The sequence below is a fragment of the Streptomyces sp. CNT360 genome (genome assembly GCF_000424785.1).
Map to the genome: position 1 here is coordinate 345,777 of NZ_KE384245.1, position 19,402 is coordinate 365,178.

The window sequence follows — 19,402 nt, forward strand, 5'->3', positions numbered from 1 at the left end:
GACATGCTGCTGTCCGGCAGGGTGCGGATGCGCGACGGGCGTGCCCCGGGACGCGGGACCCGAAGCGGAGGCCGGGGCGCGGAGATACGTCGCCGCGCACCCCCGCCACCGACCCGGTCGGCGGGGCACCGGCGACCCGGCGGTCAGCAGTGGGAACGGCGACGAACCTCTCTGCTTGCCGCTCGACGCCGGACAAGACGATCCAGGATTTCGTGAATTCATGCAAACGTGTACTGTCGTGCCGTGCTTGCTGTCGCCCCCGACGTCGAGGTGCTGGCCCGGTTCGGGCGCGCGCTCGCCGATCCGATCCGCTGCCGCATCCTGCTCGCCCTGCGGGACGCCCCCGGCTACCCCGCCGAACTCGCCGACGCGCTCGGCGTCTCCCGCACCCGGCTGTCGAACCACCTGGCGTGCCTGCGTGACTGCGGCCTGGTCGTCACCGTGCCCGACGGCCGCCGCACCCGCTACGAGCTCGCCGACGAACGCCTCGGCCACGCGCTGGACGACCTGCGCACCGCCGTGGTGGCCGTGGAGACCGACCGGAGCTGCCCGGACGCCGAGGAGAAGGGCTGCTGCTGATGACTGCCGGGGCATCCATGTCCTCCGGGCCCTCCGCGGCCCGGCGCGAGGTGCTCAGCCGCCGGATACGGCTGCTGGTCGCGGCCACGATCACCTACAACGTCGTCGAGGCGATCGTCGCCGTCACCGCCGGTACCCTCGCCTCCTCCACCGCTCTGATCGGCTTCGGACTCGACTCCGTCATCGAGGTCTCCTCAGCCGCCGCGGTCGCCTGGCAGTTCTCCGCCCGGGACCACGCCGTCCGTGAGGCGCGCGAGCAGCGCGCGCTGCGGATCGTCGCCGTCTCCTTCTTCGCGCTCGCCGCCTACGTGGCGTTCGACTCCGTCCGGGCGCTCACCGGCACGGACGAGGTCGAACCGTCCCTCGCCGGCATCGTGATCGCTGCCCTCTCCCTCGCCGTCATGCCGTTCCTGTCCGCCGCTCAGCGCCGCGCCGGCCGCGCACTGGGCTCCGCCTCCGCGGTCGCCGACTCCCGGCAGACGCTCCTGTGCACCTACCTGTCCGCCGTCCTGCTGGCCGGGCTGGCTGTGAACGCCGCACTCGGCTGGTCCTGGGCCGACCCCGTCGCCGCTCTGGTCATCGCTGCCGTCGCCGTCAAGGAGGGCCGCGACGCCTGGCAGGGCAAGAGCTGCTGCGCCTCCCCGGCCTCCACGCCCTCCTCAGCCTCCACGCCCCTCGCCCCCTCCGCGGGAAAGGACGGCTGCGGCTGCGGTCCCGGGTGCGGCCGGTCCTCCGCCTGACGGCGCCCGCCACCCCGAACCGGCACCCGGCCGGGGGCGACTCGGGGCCCCGAGGCCGCCCCCGGCTGTGCGTAGCCTGCGGGGGCGGAGAACGGACCGAAGACCGACGGGTGGCTGGAAGACACGCGGATCTCCTACGACACCGTCGCCGCGGGCTACGCGGACCGGGTGCGCAACCTCCTGGACGAGACACCCCAGGAGTGCGCGGTCCTGGCGCTGTGCGCCGCTCTGGTGCGCGCCCGTGGCGGGGGACCGGTCGCGGACGTCGGATGCGGGCCGGGGCGGATCACGGCTCACCTGTGCCAGTTGGGCCTGGACGCGTCCGGGACCGACCTGTCACCCGGCATGACCGAGGTGGCCCGGCGCGACCACCCGGGGGCTCCGGTTCGACGTCGGCTCCATGACGGACCTTGACCTCGGCGACGGCTCGACCGCGGGGCTCGTCGCCTGGTACTCGCTGATCCACGTCTCCGACACGCAGATCGGCTCGGTCCTGCGGACCTTCCGTCGAGTGCTGCGAGCAGAGGGACTGCTGCTCCTCGGCTTCCATGTCGGGGACGGGACGACGGTGAAGACGGAAGGCTGTGGCGGCCACCCGATGAAGGTCCAGGTCCACCGCCGCCCGCACGGCCGGATGACTGCCTGGCTCGACGGTGCGGGCTTCACCGTCGACGAGCACAGGACGCTCACCTCGGCCGAGAGCACTCTCGGAGGACTCCTCCTCGCGCACCGCCGGCCCGACACCCCGTGAGGCCCCGAGGGCGGGTGCTGTGCGGGGGCGGGCCGGATCGTGGCACTGCGGGGCAGTGCCACGATCCCGCAGGATCGCGCGGCAACGCGCCCTGCCGGGTCTCCGTGTGCCTGGTTGCCCGCAGCGCGTCGGAGAGCATCCGCACGGGGTGGCCCCGCGCCGGACGCACGGTCAAAGATCGGGTATCCGCTGCCGCCGGGTCAATACGGGAACGCAACTGAGGAAAGGCACCACTGGACAGCGGCCTGAACTACGGGCCTGCCCGGACAGCACGCCGCTCGCTGCGTCCGGTGAGGGAGACGCTGATGCGGAAATCCTCCGGCTGCGGAACCCGGCCCTCATGAAGTCAGGACGCAACTGCGGAAAACCGGCCCTTACTGAGCGCATGACCAGGAGCGATGTGGCGACAAGGGACCCGGTCGGCACGGGCCGATCCAGGGACACCGCTGCGGATTCCCCTCTCGGAGGGTTCGTGGAGGCCGCGCGGATGCTGCAACATCACTAGCTGTCAGGCGGCGGCAACCGCCTGACAGCACAGAAGAGTTGCCCGCAGCACGTCCACAACTGGAGATGCAGACATGACCCCTTCGCCCTGCGGAGCCTCCGGGCTCCCGCCGCGCGCCCCGACGGCGACCGAGGCCGTCATACTCGTCGTCATCGTCGTGGCCGCGGCGCTGCCGGCCGCGGCCGGCCTGCCGACCCTCAGCGTGGTCCTCCTGCTCACCGAGGCCCTCTCGCTCGGAGTCCGGCTGCTGCGCTTCCTGCGCGGTACCTCTCCCGGCCTGACGGAGGCCTGAACACCCCATGGGACGCCGTGAGAACCCGATCGGCGAGTGCGGCGAGTCCCTGCGTGCCCTCGCGGTCTGGCTACGAGCCGGCCGCGAGGCCGCGGACCTGACCTACCAGCAGCTCGCCGCCCGCACCGGCCTGAGCGGTGACACGCTCGCGCGCGCGGCGTCGGGCCGCAGCGTGCCGCAGAAGCTGAGCGTGGTGCTCGCCTACGCCCGCGGTTGCGGCATCAGCTCCAGGGAGACCGAACGGCTGTGGAAGCAGGCCCGCCGGGACGAGGCCCGCGCCCAGGGCGCCCTGAGCGGGCACCGCACCGGTATCGACATCAGCCTGGTCAAGGACTTCGCCGACCTCCACACGGCCGTCGTCGACCTCTACCGCGACGACGGCAGCCCACCGCTGCGCAGCCTGGATGCCCGCCTCGGCGGCGTCGGCCGCCTCCCGCACAGCACGGTCGGACGAGTCCTCAACGGACGGTCGAGGCCGACCGAGGCGTTCGTCCTCGCCTTCGCCGAGGCGTGCGGCGTCAAGCAGGCCGCCCTCGCCGAGTGGGGAAGGGCCTGGCGACGCGCCGACCACGACCGGCAGAGCGCCCGCGCCCGGGCCCGGCAGGAGAGACACCCCTTGCGCCCCGATCCTCTTGTCGACCGTCTCATGACCCACAGCCGTGCCTCACCGCGCGACCTGCAGGTCCTGATGAGCGACCTGGAATCGTCCGCGCGCAAGGCCCCGGACCTCAAGCTCCTGGTGCACTTCCCCGATTCGGACAGCGCCGAGGCGCGCCGGGCCGTACGCATGACCCGCGAACTGCTCGTCGACCAGGCGCAACGGCGGGGAGACCTGGCCTGCCCCGGGTGCGGTTGCCTCTCCTTCGGGTACGACAACGCACAGGGGTGGAAGGGAGCCGTCTGTTCCCGGTGCGGCCACCGAGGCACCAGCCCCGCCCCGGCTCACGACGAACGGGAGGGCCTGGAGGGGCAGTCCGACACACCGACGATGCTTCTGCGCCCACCCGGGGACGACCTGCCCGCCACGACGTCCCCGGACACGCCGACCCTCGCGCTGCGTGCACCCCTTCCGCCGCCGCTGCCCAAGCGGGTTCCCGCCCGTTCGTGGCCCCCTCCTGTTCCGGGGCAGCAGGCCCCGGCCATCGACGGCGACTCGTTGCCGACGGTGACAGGGAGAGCTCCGCTCGGCCAGGACGAGCGCTGCGCCCCCGGCAAGAAGTGTGACTGGCTGGGCTGCTGGATCTGCCGGTCCCCCGCGCGACAGGAGCCGTCCACGCCACCGGACCGGACCACCCTCACCACCCGCATCCGGATCAACATCCCGTCGTCGAGACCCGCTCCACCTTCCTCTCGCCGCTCTCTCCCGGGCCCCGGGCGGCCCCGCCCCTTCGACTGGCCACCGGCACCGCCCGACCAGCAGCCCGGTGCCGACTCTCCCCGCCGACCGGGGTGACGTCGGCGCCCTGGCCGCCGATCCCGGAGGCGGCGCGGGATTCGGGGTCTTCTCCGTCAGGAGGTCAGCCGGTGACGGCGGAGCCCGTACGCGCTGTGATGGTGGGGCGGGGCTCGCCGGAGTCGACGATCCGGGTGACGAGGCGCTCGCGCAGAGCGCCGAGGACGGGCTGGACGGACGGGTCCTCGACGAGGTTGGTCAGTTCGTCAGGATCCTGTTCGAGATCGTAGAGGTAGGCGTCCTGGTACTCGTCCGCGCGAAGGTCGTCCCAGGCGTCGTTGGCGGGAGCCGTGACGCCGTACTTCCAGCGGTGGGTGCGCAGGGCGCGGCCCACCTCGGACTCGCTGACCTGCACGAGCACCTCCTGAGGCCAGTCGCCGTCGGTACCGCGCAGCAGCGGGACCAGGGAACGTCCCTGCATCCCGGCGGGTACGGGCACGCCGGCCGCCTCCAGCAGCGTGGGCGGGAGGTCGACGTGGCTGACGAGTTCGGGCAGGCGGACACCGCTGCCCAGGCCGGGGCCGCGCAGCACGGTGGGGACGCGCAGGGAGGCGTCGTGGACGCTGCGCTTGTACTCGTCGTTGCGGGTCTTGAAGTGGCAGCCGTGGTCGGAGGTGAACAGGATGACGGTGCTGTCGAGTTCACCGCGCGTCGTGAGGGTGTCGACGATGCGGGCGAGGACCTCGTCGAGGCGGCGCACCATGCCGTAGTAGCCCGGCAGGTGCTCGGCCCAGTTGCCGCCGCCCGCAGCGGCCAGGTCGGAGGGCACCCAGGGGTCCTCGTACCGGCCGCTGTACCCGGTGGGGGCGGGGTAGTCGTCGCGGGAGTTCTGGTGGTGGGGCTCCAGGAAGGACAGGAACAGGTAGAAGGGGTCGTCCCGGTCGCGGTCGATGAAGTCGGTCGCGGCGGAGCCCAGGGCGTCGGCGCGGTATCCGCCGAAGCTGTGCGGGGCGCCGTCGTTGTCGTACAGGGTGGTCTCGTAGGCGTCGGAGGTGAACTCCAGGAGGTTGGCGGCCAGCCAGTGCTCGTAGCCGGCCCGGTCCTCCTCGGGGACGGGGCCCGAGGTGTGGTCGCCTGCCAGGTGCCACTTGCCGATGTAGCCGGTGTCGTACCCCGCGTCGCGGAAGCACCGGGCGAGGGTGGGGGTGTCGCGGGGCAGGGCCAGGCCGTTGCGGTACACACCGGTGGTCGTCGGGTACTGCCCGGTCTGCAGGCTGGCCCGGGAGGGCGCGCACACCGGCTGGCAGGTGAAGGAGTGCTCCACGCTCACGCCGTCGCCGGCGAGCGCGTCGAGGGTGGGCGTGAGCCCCATGGGGTTGCCGTGCAGGCCGGTGGTGTCCCAGCGCTGCTGGTCGGTGAAGAAGACCAGCACGTTGGGGCGGGGGCGTTCGGCGGAGAGCGAGCCGGTCGGCTGGACAGGCATGAGGATCCTTCGTCGGGGCGGGTCGGGAGACGGGTGGTAGTGGGGCAGGGGAGCGGCGGTGGCCGGCTGCGGATCAGCGCGTGGGGTGGCCGTGGCTGTGACCGCGCGTGTGCCCTGTGCCGGACCCCGCCCGAGGCGAGTTCCGGTTGTCGGCGTCGTCGTGCTCGCGGGTCTCGGACAGCAGCCATGTGGAGAGGAACGAGACGGCTCCGACGGCCGTCAGCAGGAGCGGCAGCGGCCGGCTGGACCCGGCGCCGGCGACCAGCGCCGCCGCCAGTGCCGGGACGAATCCGGCGACCATGGCGGAGGCCTGGGTGGCGATGCCGAGAGCGGAGTAGCGCACGCGGGCGCCGAACAGCTCGGTGAAGAAGGCTCCCTGGATGCCCGACATGCACACGGCGCCGCCCAGCGCGGCCAGTGCCATGGCGGTCCAGGCCGCCGCGGTGGAGCCGGAATCGACGAGCCAGAAGTAGGGGAACGCGGAGAGCGCGACGAAGGCGGACCCGGCCAGGTAGGGCGGCCTGCGCCCGACGCGGTCCGAGAGCGACCCGACCACCGGTATCAGCAGCAGGCCGAGCACGTTGTAGAGGACCACGCCGGTGAGGGCCACATAGGACGGATAGCCCAGCGTGTCGGTGGCGTAGGCGATCACGAACGGCTGGTAGATCTGCGAGCTGCACGCCTCACCCAGACGAGCTCCGAAGGCGAGCACAGTGGTACGCGGACAGGTGCGCAGCGTGGCCACCACGGGGGACTTCTCCCGGACCCCCTCGGAGCGGATCTGCTGGAACTCGGGCGTCTCGGCGATGGTGCGGCGCACCAGCAGGCCCGTACCCGTCAAAAGGACGCTGAGCAGGAAGGGGAGGCGCCACCCCCAGCTGAGGAACTGCTCCTCGGGCAGGGCGGCGAACAGGCTGGTGATGCCGATGGCCAGCAGATAGCCGATCGGCGCGCCGGTCTGCGGGATGCTCCCCCACAGCCCCCGCCGGGTACGCGGCGCGTGCTCCACGGCCAGCAGTGAGGCCCCGGCCCATTCACCGCCCAGTCCGAGTCCCTGCACCATGCGCAGGGCGACGAGGAGGACCGGGGCCCAGATGCCGATGGCTCGGTAGTCGGGCAGCGCACCGATGAGCGCGGTGCCCGAGCCGATGATGAGCATGGTGGCCACCAGCGACTTCTTGCGGCCGATCCGGTCGCCGAGGTGGCCGAAGACGACTGCGCCCAGGGGACGCAGGACGAAGCCGACTCCGAAGGTGGCCAGGGAGGCGAGGGTGCCGAGCACCGGGTCCACGTCCGGGAAGAACAGCTTGTTGAAGACCAGAGCGGCCGAGAGGCCGTACAGATTGAAGTCGTACCACTCCAGGGCGGCACCGGACAGGCTGGCAGCGATGACCTGGCGCATGGACTGCGCAGCGGGCGGGCTGCCGTCGGCGGGCGGCGTGCTCGCCGGAGCGGGCTGGGATGCCATGAGTACCGTCCCTCACGAGCTGTCGTGCAGGTGGTTTCCGGCGCGGGGCTCTGCGTCGGGGCTCGCCGCCGGGTGGTCGGCGACCCGAATTAAGTAAACGTCGTTTATTAAACGGCACGGTTAGGCTGACACCCGCCGACCTTCAGGTCAAGGCCCCCTGTGCACACGACATCCCGGCCCGGGGGGGAGAGGAGCGCGCCGTCCGATGCCAGGCGATGTCGCCACGTCAGCGTCCGCCCGGCGCGTCAACGCGGCCCGCGTCCTGCACGAGCTGCGAGAGCGCCCACCCGAGGGCGGGGAGATGTCGTCCAACGAACTGATGGACGCCACCGGCATGTCCCGGCCCACGGTGCTGGCCGCCGCGGAGCACCTGGTGCACCTGGGCTGGGCCCGGGAGAGTTCGGGCCACTCGGCGGGACGGCCCACCGGACGCGGCCGCCCGTCGCGCTGCTTCTCCTTCGCGGCGCGGGCCGGGCACGTCCTGGGCCTCGACATCGGCGCCCACAGCGTCCGGGTGAGCGTGGCCGACCTGCACGGCACCCCGGTCGGCGAACAGCAGCACCACTTCGAGGACCCGGCCATCGGCGCCGAACAGCGCCTGACCCGCGTCCGCGAGCTGGCCGTCGCCGCAGTGCGGGAAGCCGGCCTGAGCACCGCGGACGTCCTGGCCGTCTGCGTCGGCACCAGCGGCACGGTCGACGCACACGGAGTCGTCCGACGGCGTACCGGCATCCCCGGCTTCCTCGACGTCGACCTGCGCGCCGCCCTCGCCCCGGACTTCACCTCACACGTGTACGTCGAGAACGACTGCAACCTCGCCCTCGTCGCCGAGCGTTGGAAAGGCTGCGCCACCACCGCTCAGGATGTGGCATGCCTACTGGCCGGAGAACGCCTCGGTGTCGGCCTGTGCACCGCGGGCACCCTGGTACGCGGCCATCACAACGGGGCGCGCGACCTCGGGTTCCTCACTCTGATGGGCACATACTCCGACGCCGACGCCGTCGCGGCCACAGCCCGCGACCATGGCGCGCTCCTCCTGGCCGAACTGGCAGCACACGGCGCCGCCCCCGCCCCCGGCACGCCCGGCGCACAGCTCTACGCGCTCGCCGAAGGCGACCCGGGCCGAGTGAGCGCGGCCACCGTCTTCGAGGCGGCCCGCCTCAAAGACCCGGGTGTCACACCGGTCCTGGCCCAGGCCCTGGAGGCGGCAGCCCGGGCGATCGTCACGCTCAGCATGCTGCTGGCCCCTGAAATCGTCGTCCTCACCGGAGCGGTGGCGGCGGCGGGCGACGTCCTGCTCCCGCCGCTGCGCCGCCGACTGGCCGAACTGGCCCCCCACCCCCCACGCGTCGAGGCGTCACCGCTCGGCGAGAACGCCGTGGTCACCGGGGCCGTCCGGCTGGCGCTGGACGCCGCACACACCCACTACCTCGCCCCCCTCCTGCCCGCACCGACCGGCGTGGACGGCGCCGCTGTGTGAGGCGGTCGGCCAACTCCTCCCCGGCCCGGCCCGCGTAGGCGCCGGAGCAGGTCGGGACACGAGCCGGTGCTGGATTGCCTGCACCTGCTGTCTCCAGCGGGACGCCACCGGGACGGCAGCCTCGGACAACGGGAACCGGCACGGTGAGCTGGTCGTCACCCGAAGCATGCCTTCCGTTCTCGTTCTCGGTCTCGACCCCCACGAAGTGCCCGGTATGGACGGGGACGCGATGCGCGCGGTCCTGGACGACGAACTGGCCCGCTTCGGCGCACATGCCATCGACGCTTCCACGACGCTGATCGCGCCGGATGCATCAGCCGCACCCGTGGTGGCCGCGGCACTCGCCGAACAGGACTGGGACGTCGTCGTCATCGGCGGCGGTATACGCAAGTCCGAACCGCTTGTGACGTTCTTCGAGCACATCGTGAACCTGGTCCGACGTCACGCACCAGGGGCCGCCATCGCGTTCAACACCGGCGTCGGCGGCAGCGTCGAGGCGGCCAAGCGGTGGCTGTGAAGCCCAGCCCCTGGGCCGGACCACCTCGACCGCACCGATACCCGGGTCCGCCGCCCCAGAGCCCACCGGCCCGGACGGGGCGGACGTGGGAGTCGAGGGCGCGCCGCTCGGCGAGCAGTACGCGTCGCGTGGGCAACGGCGCCGTCGGTCCTCCGAGCGGACGCCACTGTTCGTGGGGCGTCGAACGCGCCGACGCCCCACGAACAGTGGCGTCCGCCGCAACGCTTCCTCGCGACGCGGCTGCCACACGCCCACCCACCGGGCCACCGCCGATCCGGACCCCGTGAGATTTCTCCTCGGAGCCGTGAACTTTCCCCGCGGGTTGATCATCGGACCTCGGGAAGACGCTACAACCGCCGGCCCGGCCCCCGTCGGCCCGGCACTGCACGTGAGGAGAAATGCATGAAGTCGTGGCGTAAGCCGGTGACCTACGGTCTCGCTGTCGTTGCCGCCGCGGTCGCAGTACCGCTGTCCGCCGGCTCCGCATCCGCCGCGAGCTGGCACGACATCGCCGGCGGTCCCGCCGTGTACTCCAACCTGGCCGAGTGCGAGGCGGAGATCCCCACGGCGAAGGAGCACTACCAGGACGCGCAGTGCACCGACGTCAACGGCACCATCACGCTCTGGGGGCTCTACTGACCGGGTAGCCGCCCACGCGCCCGGGGCCCGCCCTCCTCCCCGAGGGCGGGCCCCGCCTTCTTGCCCGCCGGACCCCCGAAGCGCTGAGCTGTCGGTGACACCGGCCCAGGTAGGCCGGGAGCACACGTGAGGGTGGAGAGCCCATCGGCCCGGCGCCGGGCTTCGGCTGTCGAAGCTGCGGCCGGGGGGAAGCCGCTGCACACCACCCGGGTCCCGGTCGTAGCTCCGCATCGACGCAGCGAAGTCACGCGGTCAGTGGCGCTCGCGGTGCTCTCGTCCCCGCGCCCCAGCGTGTCAGCACGCTGGGACGCACTCCTGCTGAAGCCGGCGTGCAGCGGGGCGGGCAGCTACCGGTGGAAGACGACGCTCGGGCAGGTGTCGGGGTCTGCTTCCACGAACGGTTCGGGCTTGTTCCGGGTGCCGCCGATTTCCAGATACTGCGGTGCGGTGGGCATCCGTTGCTCAGGTGTGCCACGGAGGAAGTCGAGCTTGATCTGGCGGAACTCCTCACCGCCGGTGGTCTCCTCCGTGCGGAACTCCCAGGTCCCCTCGCCCTGGAACCCCTTGCCCGCAGGGCCGTTCTCGCCCAGTTCCTCCAGCGAGATCGCCCACTTCTTCACCCGTACCGTGCCCACCTGAGCGGAACGCCCGTCGGGATACTGGGTGGAGGCGGGCCCGAGAGCGAAGCGCATGCCGTGCGGGCCCTGGCAGTTGCCGTGCAGGTCGCCGGCGCGCACCGTGGTGCTCGGCTTCGGGCACGGGCCCGAAGCGTCGTCCAGGACGGTGCACGAGGTAAGGGAGACCAGAGCGCAGGCGGCCACCGCTGCCGCCTTGCGTGACACCGTGCCGCTCGGCCTTCGCGGGGGACGGCCGAGCCGTGAGTCGTCATGGAAGCCATCGTTTCAGTGCTCGTCCTAACTGATCGTTTCAGAATAAGTTCGGCACACTGGCTTGGCAGTTGGGCTATTGGGCGGCAGAGTTCTGCGAGTGTCGGATGATCTTGTGCCTGATGATCTGTGGGCTCGTGTCGCTCCGCTGCTCCCGCCTCGCCCACCGCGGCGTCGGCGATATCCGGGCCGGCTGCCGGCGGATGACCGTGCAGCTCTGCGCGGGATCGTCTACATGCTGCGCACGGGCATGGCCTGGGCGGACGTGCCGACCGAGACGATCGGTTGCAGCGGGGTGACGTGCTGGCGGCGCCTGCGGGACTGGACCGAGGCCGGCATCTGGCCCCGCCTGCACGAGATCCTCCTCGCGGAACTCCGCAAGGCCGGACTGCTGGACATGGAGGACGCCGCGGTCGACGGCTCGCACGTTCGGGCCCTGAAAGGGGAGGCTCACACCGGACCTTCGCCGGTCGACCGCGGCCGCCGGGGCAGCAAGCACCATGTAATCACCGACCGGCACGGCACGCCCCCTTGCGGTGTCGCTGACCAGCGGAAATCGTCATGACGTCACCCAGCTCATCCCTCTGCTGGACACGATCCCCCGCATCCGCGGCCTGGTGGGCAGGCCACGTCACCGACCGCGGCGGCTGTTCGCCGACCGCGGCTACGACTACGACAAGTACCGTCGGCTCCTCCGCGCTCGCGGCATCACGCCGAAGATCGCACGCAAGGGCGCCGCCCACGGATCCGGCCTGGGCAGGACCAGGTGGGTTGTCGAGCGCACCTTCGCCTGGCTCCACCAGTTCAAACGCCTGCGGATCCGCTACGAGATACGAGCCGACCTCCACCTCGGACTGCTCCAACTCGCCTTCGTCATTATCTGCTTGAGACGACTCCAAACCTCATTCTGAAATGCTCAGTAAGCCGGATCCTTGGTCGGGTGGGGCCCTGCTGGGCCGGCCGCACCTCCTACCGTAGGGAGTCACACGAGTGTGTATAGGGGTGAAGAGCATGACGATATGGGGGTTGGTCATCGAGACGACCGTGGGTGTCGGCGAGCGCAAGCACACGGTGGCGCACGTGGTGGCGCACCTCTCCGGATCTCGTGCGGAGGCGCTCGCAGAGCTGGAGCGGCGGGCTCGGAGCCACTTTCCCGAGCACCCCAGAAGTCCCAAGCGCCGTCGGCTCCTTCGGGAGAGCGACGGGTTCCTCCTTGTCGTTGACGGGGCGTGGCAGTCGTTTGTCACACGGTTCACGATGGCGGAGGTACTGGAGGACTCATACACCCCTGCCGCACCGGAACCTGTGGAGGCGTCGAGCACGCCCGTCGCTACAGCTAGTGAGTCGGTCGAGCAGGTCAAGCAGGTCGAGCGGTACGCAGACGGGGTACCGGTCAAGCCAGCATGGCTTGGGCGCCACGACCTGCCGTGAACGGTGGCGCGAGGCTGGCTCTGCACGGGGCCGCTGACCGGCGCGAGACACCTCGGCCCATTCGGCCTGGCCGTGCTCGTCCTCGACCAGGAGGCCACAGGTCAGCGTGGTGGCGACTCGCGCTCAACGAGAAGCGCACGGTTCAAGGCGGTTCTGGCCACGGAAGAGCGCCCATCGGTCGTCGGCTGCGCTGCCTGACTTGCGCGCTTAACCTTCGCTGAGACGAAGTGCGATCCATCAGGATCTGGTGAGAATCGCTCAGCCTTCGGTGCGACGGGACAGCCGCGGATCCCGGACACGCGGGCGCCCCCACTCTCACATATTCGAACTTCTGTACTATTTTGGTCGGCATGGCACGGATGCACGACCCCGACACCCTCCTCGCGGTGCAGCGGGACTGGCACCGCACGTACGCCGCCCTGGCCGCACGACCCCGGGATGCGACCCGACTGCGCCGGCGCCTGCTACGGCTCTCCACGGCCCTGATGTGGCACCCGGCCTCGGGCGGCGAAGTCGGCCGGGGGCCGCGGCGGGTGGAGCTGTGCCGGGCGGCCCGCCCACGAGCGGGACACGGCGTGAGCGCCGGGCCGCCGGGCGCGGTAGAGGTCCGCCCCTGGCGCCGCGGTGAGGAGCCCGAACCGCGCCTTCACATCTACCCGTATTCCGAGACGCGTGCGCTCAGCATCCGGGTGCAGGGCAGATGGCGCCACGCCGAGGTGTGCTCCCGGGAGGACCGGGCAGGCGGCCGCGTGATCTACAACGTCGAGATCTACCTGACCGTCGGAGGTGTCCTGGGCTGCTATGCCCGTTCCTACCTTTGGGACCCGGCCATCATGCACCCCCCACCACCGGTCCGCGGAGTCATCCACCGCTGAACCCACCTCGGGGCCGGCCGCGGCGCGTATCAGTAGCGGGTGAGACGCTGTGCGCATGGACGAGGCGCAGCGGCGGGTCCACGGCACCGTCCACGACGACCCCTTCCCCCACGCACTCCCCGGCCGCTCCTACTGGGAGTTGGTCGGCGACCCCCTGGAGGACTACTGGTCGAGGTCACCGGCAGCACCGAGGAAGAACTGGCCGACGGCTGCATGATGCGACCGCCGCCCGCGGGAAGGCGGCCCTCGTTCTGCCCCGCTGTCGGAAGGTCGTGGCCCAATTCCTCAGTTGTGCACGTACTTGATGCCCCGTGCCAGGGTGTCGATGTCCTTCATGGCCGACAGCAGGTGGCCTGGATCGAGTGCGAAGGTGGACAAGTGGACTGCTCGTCGGAGTTGCGGTACGAACCATCCGTAGCGGAGTAGAGCGTTGATGGTGCCGTCTTCCTCATCCGTGACGTAGCTCAGGACGCGTATCCCATCGCCGAGGTGCGGGGAGGCGAAGTCCTCGACCGTCGGCTCCTCGACCGCCTCGGGGCCCTGGGGCCCGCACAGTTCCCGTATTTCCTTCCACACCTCTTCCTCGTCCAGGTCCTCGGTGTCGAGATCCCCGATGTGCACGGTGAGGGGCATGTCCATCGGCTGCGGCAGGTGCAGGAAAATGTCGGAGCCCGGCAAGTCGGGGGCTGTATTCTCCGCCGCGTACGTGAGGATCCTCGTCAAAACCTCGATGTGCTCGGCGGTCGGTTGCAGGGCGCTGGAGTCCCAGACCGCCTGGGCCATGACGGCTCCCCAGGCCGCCTCGTCGGGGTACTGCTCCTCCAGCCCGGGGACCGGGAAGACCTGGGGAACCTCGATCCAGATCGAGAGGTCCCGTTCGTCGAAGGTGTCGAGGTAGGGCTCGGGATGGGTCACGGGTACTCCTGGTTCTCGTCTGCGGTATCTCCAGTGCGTCGTCGTCCGCGTCGGCCACGTCCCCGTGAGTCAAGCGGAAGGTGGTCATGACGGCGTCGAATACTTCATCGACGACAAGGCCGTGAACCACTGGATGCCGAACACAAACCATGTCACCTGCGGCCGCTGTCTACGCGTGCTCGCGATCGGTAACAGCCAAGCGGCCGCCTGCTGCGGCTGCCCACGACCCTGATGTGGCACCCGGCCTGGAAGAAGGAAAGAGGTTCTGGGGGCCGCGGGTGGAGCTGTGCTGGGCGGCCCGGCGAGAGCGCGGCCACTGCGTGAGCGCCGGGCCGCGGGACGCTGTTACGACCCCGAGCCGGAGCCGGACGGAGCGGGTACTGCTGACCTACGGCCCACGGCGATCCTTGGTGACGGCCCCCGCCGCCCCGTGCGGTACGAGGTGAAGGCACTGGAGCCGGCCGAACTCCACCGCCTGGTCCTCGCCGCCGTCGACCCGTACGTCGGCCGCGATGTCCTTGCCCGGCGCTCGCCCGCGAGGAAGAGCAACGCCGCGTACTGGCCCCCTGGACGGCTGGGCCGCGGCCGGACAAGAGAGCACCCCCGTAGCGCTGTACGGGTGTAGGGGTGCTCAGGCGGGTGCCGGCTCCCGGCGCAGCGCCGCGAGCGGCGAGCGCCGCCCTTTCTCCACCGCGCGCAGCTGCTCCCAGTCGACCTCGGGGTGGGTGGTGACGATCGCGTCGACGGAGGCGGTGGTGTAGAGCGCGACATCGACGGCCCCGGCCCGGCTGCTGCCGAAGCGGACCTCGATCGACTGCGGGGAGCGGACCCAACCGAGCCGGACCATGTGGTCGAAGTCGGTACGGCGCACTCGCAGACGGGCGGCGGCCTGCTCGGGTCCGAGCGGGGTATCGGCGGCCACCAGATCCGCCAGGTCCTCGCGGCGACAGACCTCGGCCACCTGGTCGGGGTGGTGCAGCGTCCCGTCCGGGTTCACGCTCAGGTCGGCCAGGAGACCGCGGTCGACGAACCGGCGCACCACGAACGCCGTCACGTGCGCCCGCTCGCCGTACGTGGCCCGGTTCGGAGTGCAGAGCGCGTCGGTGATCCGGTCGGCCGCCTCGCCGCCGGAGAGCGGCGAGGAGGGCATCGCGGCCCGGATGGCGTCGGCGTCCAGTGCCTCCACAGCGGCCCGGGACCACCGGAAGGACGACACGTCGGGGGCGGGGACGAGACCGGTGTGGCGGGCCCACCGGAAGGCGGCTGCGTCCACCTTCAGGCGCTTGGCCGCCTGGCTCGCGTCGTACTCGGTTCGTCGCATGAGAGCACTTCTCACTCGTTCACCAGACACGGCGAACAAAACATGACAGAACAACTGAAAAGAGTCAACAGTACCTGCACGTCGGAAAGTTCGACGAAAATCGCCAGCCTGCGCCCGTGTACACCAAGGAAGACACCCACCCCCGTACTGCTGCGAAGAGACCTGCGCCGGGCGGCCCGCCGCGAGCAGGACGCAGCATGAGCGGGCAGCCGGTCGCCGTCTCCAAGGCGCGTGGGTCAGTAGCGGGTGAGACGCTGTGCGCATGGACGAGGCGCAACGCCGGGTCTACGGCAGCGACCACGACGACCCGCACCCCTACCCCCGCCCCGGCCGCTCCTACCGGGAACTGGTCGGCGGCCCCCTGGACGGACTGCTGGTCGACGTCACCGGTTGCAGCGAGGAAGAGCTGGCCGACGGCGCCGCCCTCATCACCGAGATCGGCCAGTACGGCCCCGGCGGCCGCGCCCTGTACGGGCCCCGCCCGGACAACCCCCTGCTGTGGGACTGGGAGGGCGACTCGCCTTGAACACCGGCAGCGGACCAGGGGCGCGGCTGGGCGGGCCTGTGTCCATCCTGGAACAGGAGACGGTCGGGCCGGGGTCGGCCTTCTGGTTTTAACTCCAGGACGAGGTGTCGGGGACGGCGCGGTCGGTTGGTGTCGGGCGCGGCCGTAGTGGTGCCAAAGGTCTGCAGTGGCGGACGCCGGCCCATCTGGCGGGCCCGGAAGGCCATGCCGAGAGGGAAGACGGCACACGGCACACACGCACCCGCTCAGGACAGGGGACCGGCCTGAACGCGTTGCCCGAGCGTTGCCAATCGATCGGCAACGCATCTCCCATTTTCCCTGCTGGAGGAGCCGTTGCCACATACCGCAGTGTTGCCGTGAGGCCAATCTGTGCCCGCAACACCCCAGGGCCTTGCCAAGCTGTGGCGTCACATCCCGCAACACCGCTTCGTCAGGCTCGGAGGATGCCATGGATCGCCCGCTGTTGACCGCCAGATCTGCCCTTGTTCTGTTACTCGCACTCCTGGCCGGACTCGCCGCCGCAGTCTTGACAGCCTGGGCGGGGAGCGGAGTGCCGCACAGCGTGCTGAGCGGCGCCGGCAGCGCAGGGCTGGGGGTGGACTTCTTCAACCGGCTCGTCGCCCCCGAACAACCCGCCCACAGTTCCCACGGCTCCGACCCGGCCGGCGGTGCCCGTGGGTGACCTCGAGCCCATAGCCGAACAGCTCCCCAAAGAGGCCCGGGAACTGGCGGAAGCACTGCGGGAACTCTTCGACGGCCTGGCCGTCTCCGTGCGCCGCTACGCCGCCCGTCGGGCCCGGGACGCCGGCACCTTCTCCCGCTACCTCAACGGCACCCGCGTACCGCCCTGGGAGGTCATCAACGACCTGTTCACTGACCTGGCGGCTCACCGCGGCGCGCCGCCACGGCCCGAGACCATGGAGCTGCTGCGCGCCCTCCACCACCGAGCCGTGCACGCCACCCCCTCACCCAAACACGGGGTAGCCGTGCTGGAGAGACAGCTGGCCGAAGCCGACCGCGAATCCCGCCTCTCCAAGGCCACCGCGACGTCCTGGGCGAAGCCCTCCTGGACCGCCAGCACCGCATCGCCGACCTGGAAGTGCGCCTCAACCAACTCGAATCCGACTGGGGAACCGAACGCGCCCGCGCCAACGCCCTGGCCCAAGCCACCCCCGACCTCGAAGGCCTCCTCCACGAACGCGACGAACTCCAAGAAGAGGTCCGCAGACTCCAGTCCGAAGTACGCGAGACCGAGCTGCGCCGCGCCCAGGCCGAAGAACGCTGCGCACTGCTGGAACGGCAGCTGCGCAGCCTGGAGGAGAGCGCCGAAGCCGAAGAAGAGGCAGAAGAGGGAAAGGGGCTTCCACCATCCGTCTCCGACCCAGGACGCGGGGCCAGGCGCATGCCACGGGTGCTGCTCGTGGACGACAACCACAACAACCGCACAGCGATGACGGCAGTTCTCGATACCCTCGATCAAGAAGTCGTCGCCGTATCCTCCGGCCGGGAAGCACTCAAGGAACTCCTGGACGCGGACGACTTCGCCGTCATCCTCCTGGACCTGCAGATGCCGGGCATGGACGGATACGAAACCGCCGCCCACATCAAACGACGCACCCGCACCCGTGACATCCCCATCATCTTCCTCACCGCCATGGGCCCCGACGACTCCGCCCGCGGCTACGCCGCCGGTGCGGTCGACTACCTCGCCAAGCCCTTCGACCCCTGGGTCCTGCGAGCGAAAGTCGCCGTCTTCACCGGCATCCACCTCGAACGACACCAACGCGGCCACTGACCTTGACAGCGCACCAACGCCGGCACCAACCAACCTCAAAGTTCCTGCCTCAGGAGACGTGCGCCGGCCGCGTGTTGGCGCCCGGTACTGTCAGGTGGTCTGTTCTACGGCCGATGAGGAAGTTAAGGGGGCATGGGTGACTGACGGAACGTCAGCGGAAGTCTTCACTCCGCTCGGGCCCGACGATCCCACGGTGGTCGCTGGGTACCGCCTGGCGGCCCGGCTCGGATCGGGTGGCATGGGCAAGGTCTACTTGTCCCACACCCCGGGCGGGCGCCCCCTGGCCATCAAGGTGATCCGCCCCGAGCTCGCCGAGGCTCCTGAGTTCCGGCGCCGATTCCAGCAGGAAGTGCGGGCCGCCGAGCGCGTCCAGGGCCTCTACACCGCGCCGGTGATCGACAGCGACACCGGGGGAGCGCACCCGTGGCTGGCCACCGCCTACGTGCCCGGCCCCTCGCTCGCCGAGGCGGTGACCGCGCACGGCCGGCTGCCGGTGGCCACCGTGCTCTTCCTGGTCGCCGGGATCGCGGAGGCTCTCCAGATCATCCACAAGGCGGGCATCGTCCACCGGGACCTGAAGCCCTCCAACGTGCTGCTGGCGGACGACGGGCCACGCGTCATCGACTTCGGGATCGCCCGCGCGGCCGACGCCACGTCACTCACCAGCAGCGGAGTCACCGTCGGCACCCCCTCCTTCATGGCGCCCGAACAGGCAGAGGGGCGTCAGGTGACCGGGGCCACCGACGTCTTCGCGCTGGGTCAGATCGCGGCCTACGCGGCAGCGGGTACCCCGGCCTTCGGCGAGGGCACCTCCCACAGCGTGCTCTACCGCATCGTCCACGCCGAGCCAGCATTGGAGACGGTCCCGCAAGAGCTGCGAGAACTGGCCACCCGCTGCCTGGCCAAGGAGCCCACCGACCGACCCGGCCTCGACGACATTCTCCGCATGTGCCAGACGGCGTCCGGCGACACCCAGCTGTGGCGCCCTGGGGACTGGCTGCCGCCCGCCCTGGCCGCGGACATCACCTACCGCGCGGCAGCACCCGCCCCGCCGCAGACCCCACCGCCCACCTACGCTGACACACCCCAGAACCCGCCCCACCGCGTCCCGGCTCCCGGCCCTGCCGACAGCTCTGGAGCAGCCCCGCACACGGCCCGGGTGCCGCCGTCCCAGCCGGCCGGGCAGCAGCCCCCCTCCCCGGCTCCACCACTGGCCGCCGCGCCCACCATGGCGGCACGGCCGGTGAGCCCGCAGCACCCCGCTCCGCCGGCTGGAGGCCCGTACCCGCCGACCGGATACGTCCAGCCCCGTCCGCCGGGACCGTACGGACCGGCCTACCCGCCCCCGTTTCCACCGCGCCGCAGGTGGGACCGAGGCAAGAAGATCGCGGCCGTAGCCATCGCCGTGACCGTGCTCTGGTACGTCCTCATCGTCCTCACCGCTCTCTAGGACTTGTCCTGGCGATCATGTGACTACTTCGTGGTGGTGTCGTTGATGTGGACATGGGGCGGGGAGATCTGACGGATGCCGAGTGGGAACGGCTGCGGCCGTTCCTGCCGGTCAGCAACAGGCGTTGTGGCAGGTGGCGGGACCACCGGCAGGTGATCGACGGAATTCTGCACCGGGTTCGGACCGGTGTTCAGTGGCGTGACCTGCCCGAACGGTTCGGGCCGTGGAAGACGGTCTATGAACGCCACCGGCTGTGGTCGGCCGACGGGACGTGGGAGCGTCTGCTCCAGCAGGTCCAGGCCGCGGCCGACGCGGCAGGTGAGATCGACTGGGACATTGCGGTGGATTCCACCAT

Annotated in this window: 21 protein-coding genes and 2 pseudogenes; 18 read left to right on the forward strand and 5 right to left on the reverse strand. The window is 70.9% G+C overall.

What is annotated here, in order from left to right:
* Positions 1 to 243: 243 nt before the first annotated feature.
* From H297_RS0130830 to H297_RS0130850, 6 genes are all read left to right on the forward strand, one after another.
* Positions 244 to 579 carry a metalloregulator ArsR/SmtB family transcription factor gene (locus tag H297_RS0130830; RefSeq protein WP_027740201.1) on the forward strand — a complete coding sequence of 112 codons (336 nt, stop codon included), beginning with the start codon at positions 244 to 246 and terminating at the stop codon, positions 577 to 579.
* On the forward strand, positions 579 to 1,319 hold the full coding sequence (locus H297_RS0130835) for a cation efflux transmembrane domain-containing protein (protein ID WP_037795736.1): 741 nt from the start codon (positions 579 to 581) through the stop codon (positions 1,317 to 1,319). The genes H297_RS0130830 and H297_RS0130835 overlap by 1 nt, the downstream gene beginning before the upstream one ends.
* A 168-nt stretch (positions 1,320 to 1,487) precedes the next feature.
* A complete protein-coding gene (locus H297_RS44690; protein WP_486589734.1) occupies positions 1,488 to 1,733 on the forward strand; it encodes a class I SAM-dependent methyltransferase in 246 nt (81 codons plus the stop codon).
* Entirely contained in the window at positions 1,720 to 2,070 is a 351-nt protein-coding gene (locus H297_RS44695; RefSeq protein ID WP_486589735.1) for a class I SAM-dependent methyltransferase, read from the forward strand. The genes H297_RS44690 and H297_RS44695 overlap by 14 nt, the downstream gene beginning before the upstream one ends.
* A gap of 578 nt (positions 2,071 to 2,648) precedes the next feature.
* Positions 2,649 to 2,867 (forward strand): hypothetical protein, encoded by a 219-nt coding sequence (locus tag H297_RS0130845; protein ID WP_027740203.1) that lies wholly within the window; start codon positions 2,649 to 2,651, stop codon positions 2,865 to 2,867.
* 7 nt (positions 2,868 to 2,874) lie between these two features.
* Complete coding sequence (locus H297_RS0130850) at positions 2,875 to 4,320, forward strand: helix-turn-helix domain-containing protein (RefSeq protein ID WP_027740204.1); 1,446 nt, start codon at positions 2,875 to 2,877, stop codon at positions 4,318 to 4,320.
* Positions 4,321 to 4,384: 64 nt separating this feature from the next.
* Here H297_RS0130850 and H297_RS0130855 read toward each other — a convergent pair whose 3' ends face one another.
* Positions 4,385 to 5,743 (reverse strand): sulfatase family protein, encoded by a 1,359-nt coding sequence (locus H297_RS0130855; protein WP_051352308.1) that lies wholly within the window; start codon positions 5,741 to 5,743, stop codon positions 4,385 to 4,387.
* Positions 5,744 to 5,816: 73 nt separating this feature from the next.
* The gene (locus H297_RS39345; protein ID WP_051352309.1) at positions 5,817 to 7,211 is read right to left on the reverse strand and encodes an MFS transporter; all 1,395 of its coding nucleotides are present in this window, start codon (positions 7,209 to 7,211) and stop codon (positions 5,817 to 5,819) included.
* 205 nt (positions 7,212 to 7,416) lie between these two features.
* Between H297_RS39345 and H297_RS39350 the strand changes: the two genes are divergently transcribed.
* The 3 genes from H297_RS39350 to H297_RS0130875 all read left to right on the forward strand — a co-directional run bounded on the left by H297_RS39350 (position 7,417) and on the right by H297_RS0130875 (position 9,847).
* A complete protein-coding gene (locus H297_RS39350; protein ID WP_051352310.1) occupies positions 7,417 to 8,691 on the forward strand; it encodes an ROK family protein in 1,275 nt (424 codons plus the stop codon).
* A gap of 166 nt (positions 8,692 to 8,857) precedes the next feature.
* Positions 8,858 to 9,208 carry a hypothetical protein gene (locus tag H297_RS0130870; protein ID WP_027740206.1) on the forward strand — a complete coding sequence of 117 codons (351 nt, stop codon included), beginning with the start codon at positions 8,858 to 8,860 and terminating at the stop codon, positions 9,206 to 9,208.
* Positions 9,209 to 9,610: 402 nt separating this feature from the next.
* Positions 9,611 to 9,847 carry a hypothetical protein gene (locus H297_RS0130875; RefSeq protein ID WP_027740207.1) on the forward strand — a complete coding sequence of 79 codons (237 nt, stop codon included), beginning with the start codon at positions 9,611 to 9,613 and terminating at the stop codon, positions 9,845 to 9,847.
* 347 nt (positions 9,848 to 10,194) lie between these two features.
* Here H297_RS0130875 and H297_RS0130880 read toward each other — a convergent pair whose 3' ends face one another.
* Positions 10,195 to 10,668 (reverse strand): hypothetical protein, encoded by a 474-nt coding sequence (locus H297_RS0130880; protein ID WP_158693776.1) that lies wholly within the window; start codon positions 10,666 to 10,668, stop codon positions 10,195 to 10,197.
* Positions 10,669 to 10,834: 166 nt separating this feature from the next.
* Between H297_RS0130880 and H297_RS42285 the strand changes: the two genes are divergently transcribed.
* The 4 genes from H297_RS42285 (at position 10,835) to H297_RS43470 (ending at position 13,257) form a co-directional block, all read left to right on the forward strand.
* Positions 10,835 to 11,645 (forward strand): IS5 family transposase gene (locus H297_RS42285; RefSeq protein WP_106959731.1). Its coding sequence is split into 2 segments (ribosomal slippage): positions 10,835 to 11,260 and positions 11,262 to 11,645, totalling 810 coding nucleotides; the frame shifts between segments, so codons are not numbered across the junction.
* A 100-nt stretch (positions 11,646 to 11,745) separates the two neighbouring features.
* Positions 11,746 to 12,165 carry a hypothetical protein gene (locus H297_RS0130895; RefSeq protein WP_027740210.1) on the forward strand — a complete coding sequence of 140 codons (420 nt, stop codon included), beginning with the start codon at positions 11,746 to 11,748 and terminating at the stop codon, positions 12,163 to 12,165.
* A 350-nt stretch (positions 12,166 to 12,515) separates the two neighbouring features.
* Positions 12,516 to 13,040, forward strand: a complete 525-nt coding sequence (locus tag H297_RS43865; RefSeq protein WP_037795737.1) for a hypothetical protein — start codon at positions 12,516 to 12,518, stop codon at positions 13,038 to 13,040.
* A 55-nt stretch (positions 13,041 to 13,095) separates the two neighbouring features.
* Entirely contained in the window at positions 13,096 to 13,257 is a 162-nt protein-coding gene (locus H297_RS43470; protein ID WP_158693777.1) for a hypothetical protein, read from the forward strand.
* Positions 13,258 to 13,325: 68 nt separating this feature from the next.
* Here the strand turns inward: H297_RS43470 and H297_RS40615 are convergent, their stop codons facing one another.
* Both H297_RS40615 and H297_RS0130915 read right to left on the reverse strand, forming a co-directional pair.
* Entirely contained in the window at positions 13,326 to 13,955 is a 630-nt protein-coding gene (locus H297_RS40615) for a hypothetical protein (RefSeq protein WP_051352311.1), read from the reverse strand.
* A gap of 631 nt (positions 13,956 to 14,586) precedes the next feature.
* Positions 14,587 to 15,276 (reverse strand): hypothetical protein, encoded by a 690-nt coding sequence (locus H297_RS0130915; protein WP_027740212.1) that lies wholly within the window; start codon positions 15,274 to 15,276, stop codon positions 14,587 to 14,589.
* 262 nt (positions 15,277 to 15,538) lie between these two features.
* On the opposite strand from H297_RS0130915, the gene H297_RS0130920 reads away from it, so the two are divergent.
* The 5 genes and pseudogenes from H297_RS0130920 to H297_RS0130940 all read left to right on the forward strand — a co-directional run.
* Positions 15,539 to 15,802: a hypothetical protein gene (locus tag H297_RS0130920; protein WP_027740213.1), complete on the forward strand. Its 264-nt coding sequence runs from the start codon at positions 15,539 to 15,541 to the stop codon at positions 15,800 to 15,802.
* A 550-nt stretch (positions 15,803 to 16,352) separates the two neighbouring features.
* Positions 16,353 to 16,484: a hypothetical protein gene (locus H297_RS44700; protein WP_486589736.1), complete on the forward strand. Its 132-nt coding sequence runs from the start codon at positions 16,353 to 16,355 to the stop codon at positions 16,482 to 16,484.
* Positions 16,477 to 17,597 (forward strand): annotated as a pseudogene (locus H297_RS39370) (response regulator). The gene H297_RS44700 and the pseudogene H297_RS39370 overlap by 8 nt, the downstream one beginning before the upstream one ends.
* Before the next feature lie 136 nt (positions 17,598 to 17,733).
* A pseudogene (locus tag H297_RS39375) lies at positions 17,734 to 19,020 on the forward strand (serine/threonine-protein kinase); the annotation flags it as partial.
* Positions 19,021 to 19,100: 80 nt separating this feature from the next.
* The coding region (locus H297_RS0130940; RefSeq protein ID WP_027740214.1) for an IS5 family transposase at positions 19,101 to 19,402 on the forward strand (302 nt) is incomplete at its 3' end.

Coding starts and splice junctions, on each gene's coding strand:
- H297_RS0130920 (WP_027740213.1), top strand. CDS start 15,539: ATGGACGAGGCGCAACGCCGGGTCTACGGCAGCGACCACGACGACCCG.
- H297_RS0130850 (WP_027740204.1), top strand. CDS start 2,875: ATGGGACGCCGTGAGAACCCGATCGGCGAGTGCGGCGAGTCCCTGCGT.
- H297_RS0130915 (WP_027740212.1), bottom strand. CDS start 15,276: ATGCGACGAACCGAGTACGACGCGAGCCAGGCGGCCAAGCGCCTGAAG.
- H297_RS43470 (WP_158693777.1), top strand. CDS start 13,096: ATGGACGAGGCGCAGCGGCGGGTCCACGGCACCGTCCACGACGACCCC.
- H297_RS44695 (WP_486589735.1), top strand. CDS start 1,720: ATGACGGACCTTGACCTCGGCGACGGCTCGACCGCGGGGCTCGTCGCC.
- H297_RS43865 (WP_037795737.1), top strand. CDS start 12,516: ATGGCACGGATGCACGACCCCGACACCCTCCTCGCGGTGCAGCGGGAC.
- H297_RS0130845 (WP_027740203.1), top strand. CDS start 2,649: ATGACCCCTTCGCCCTGCGGAGCCTCCGGGCTCCCGCCGCGCGCCCCG.
- H297_RS0130875 (WP_027740207.1), top strand. CDS start 9,611: ATGAAGTCGTGGCGTAAGCCGGTGACCTACGGTCTCGCTGTCGTTGCC.
- H297_RS39350 (WP_051352310.1), top strand. CDS start 7,417: ATGCCAGGCGATGTCGCCACGTCAGCGTCCGCCCGGCGCGTCAACGCG.
- H297_RS0130855 (WP_051352308.1), bottom strand. CDS start 5,743: ATGCCTGTCCAGCCGACCGGCTCGCTCTCCGCCGAACGCCCCCGCCCC.
- H297_RS0130895 (WP_027740210.1), top strand. CDS start 11,746: ATGACGATATGGGGGTTGGTCATCGAGACGACCGTGGGTGTCGGCGAG.
- H297_RS0130835 (WP_037795736.1), top strand. CDS start 579: ATGACTGCCGGGGCATCCATGTCCTCCGGGCCCTCCGCGGCCCGGCGC.
- H297_RS39345 (WP_051352309.1), bottom strand. CDS start 7,211: ATGGCATCCCAGCCCGCTCCGGCGAGCACGCCGCCCGCCGACGGCAGC.
- H297_RS0130870 (WP_027740206.1), top strand. CDS start 8,858: ATGCCTTCCGTTCTCGTTCTCGGTCTCGACCCCCACGAAGTGCCCGGT.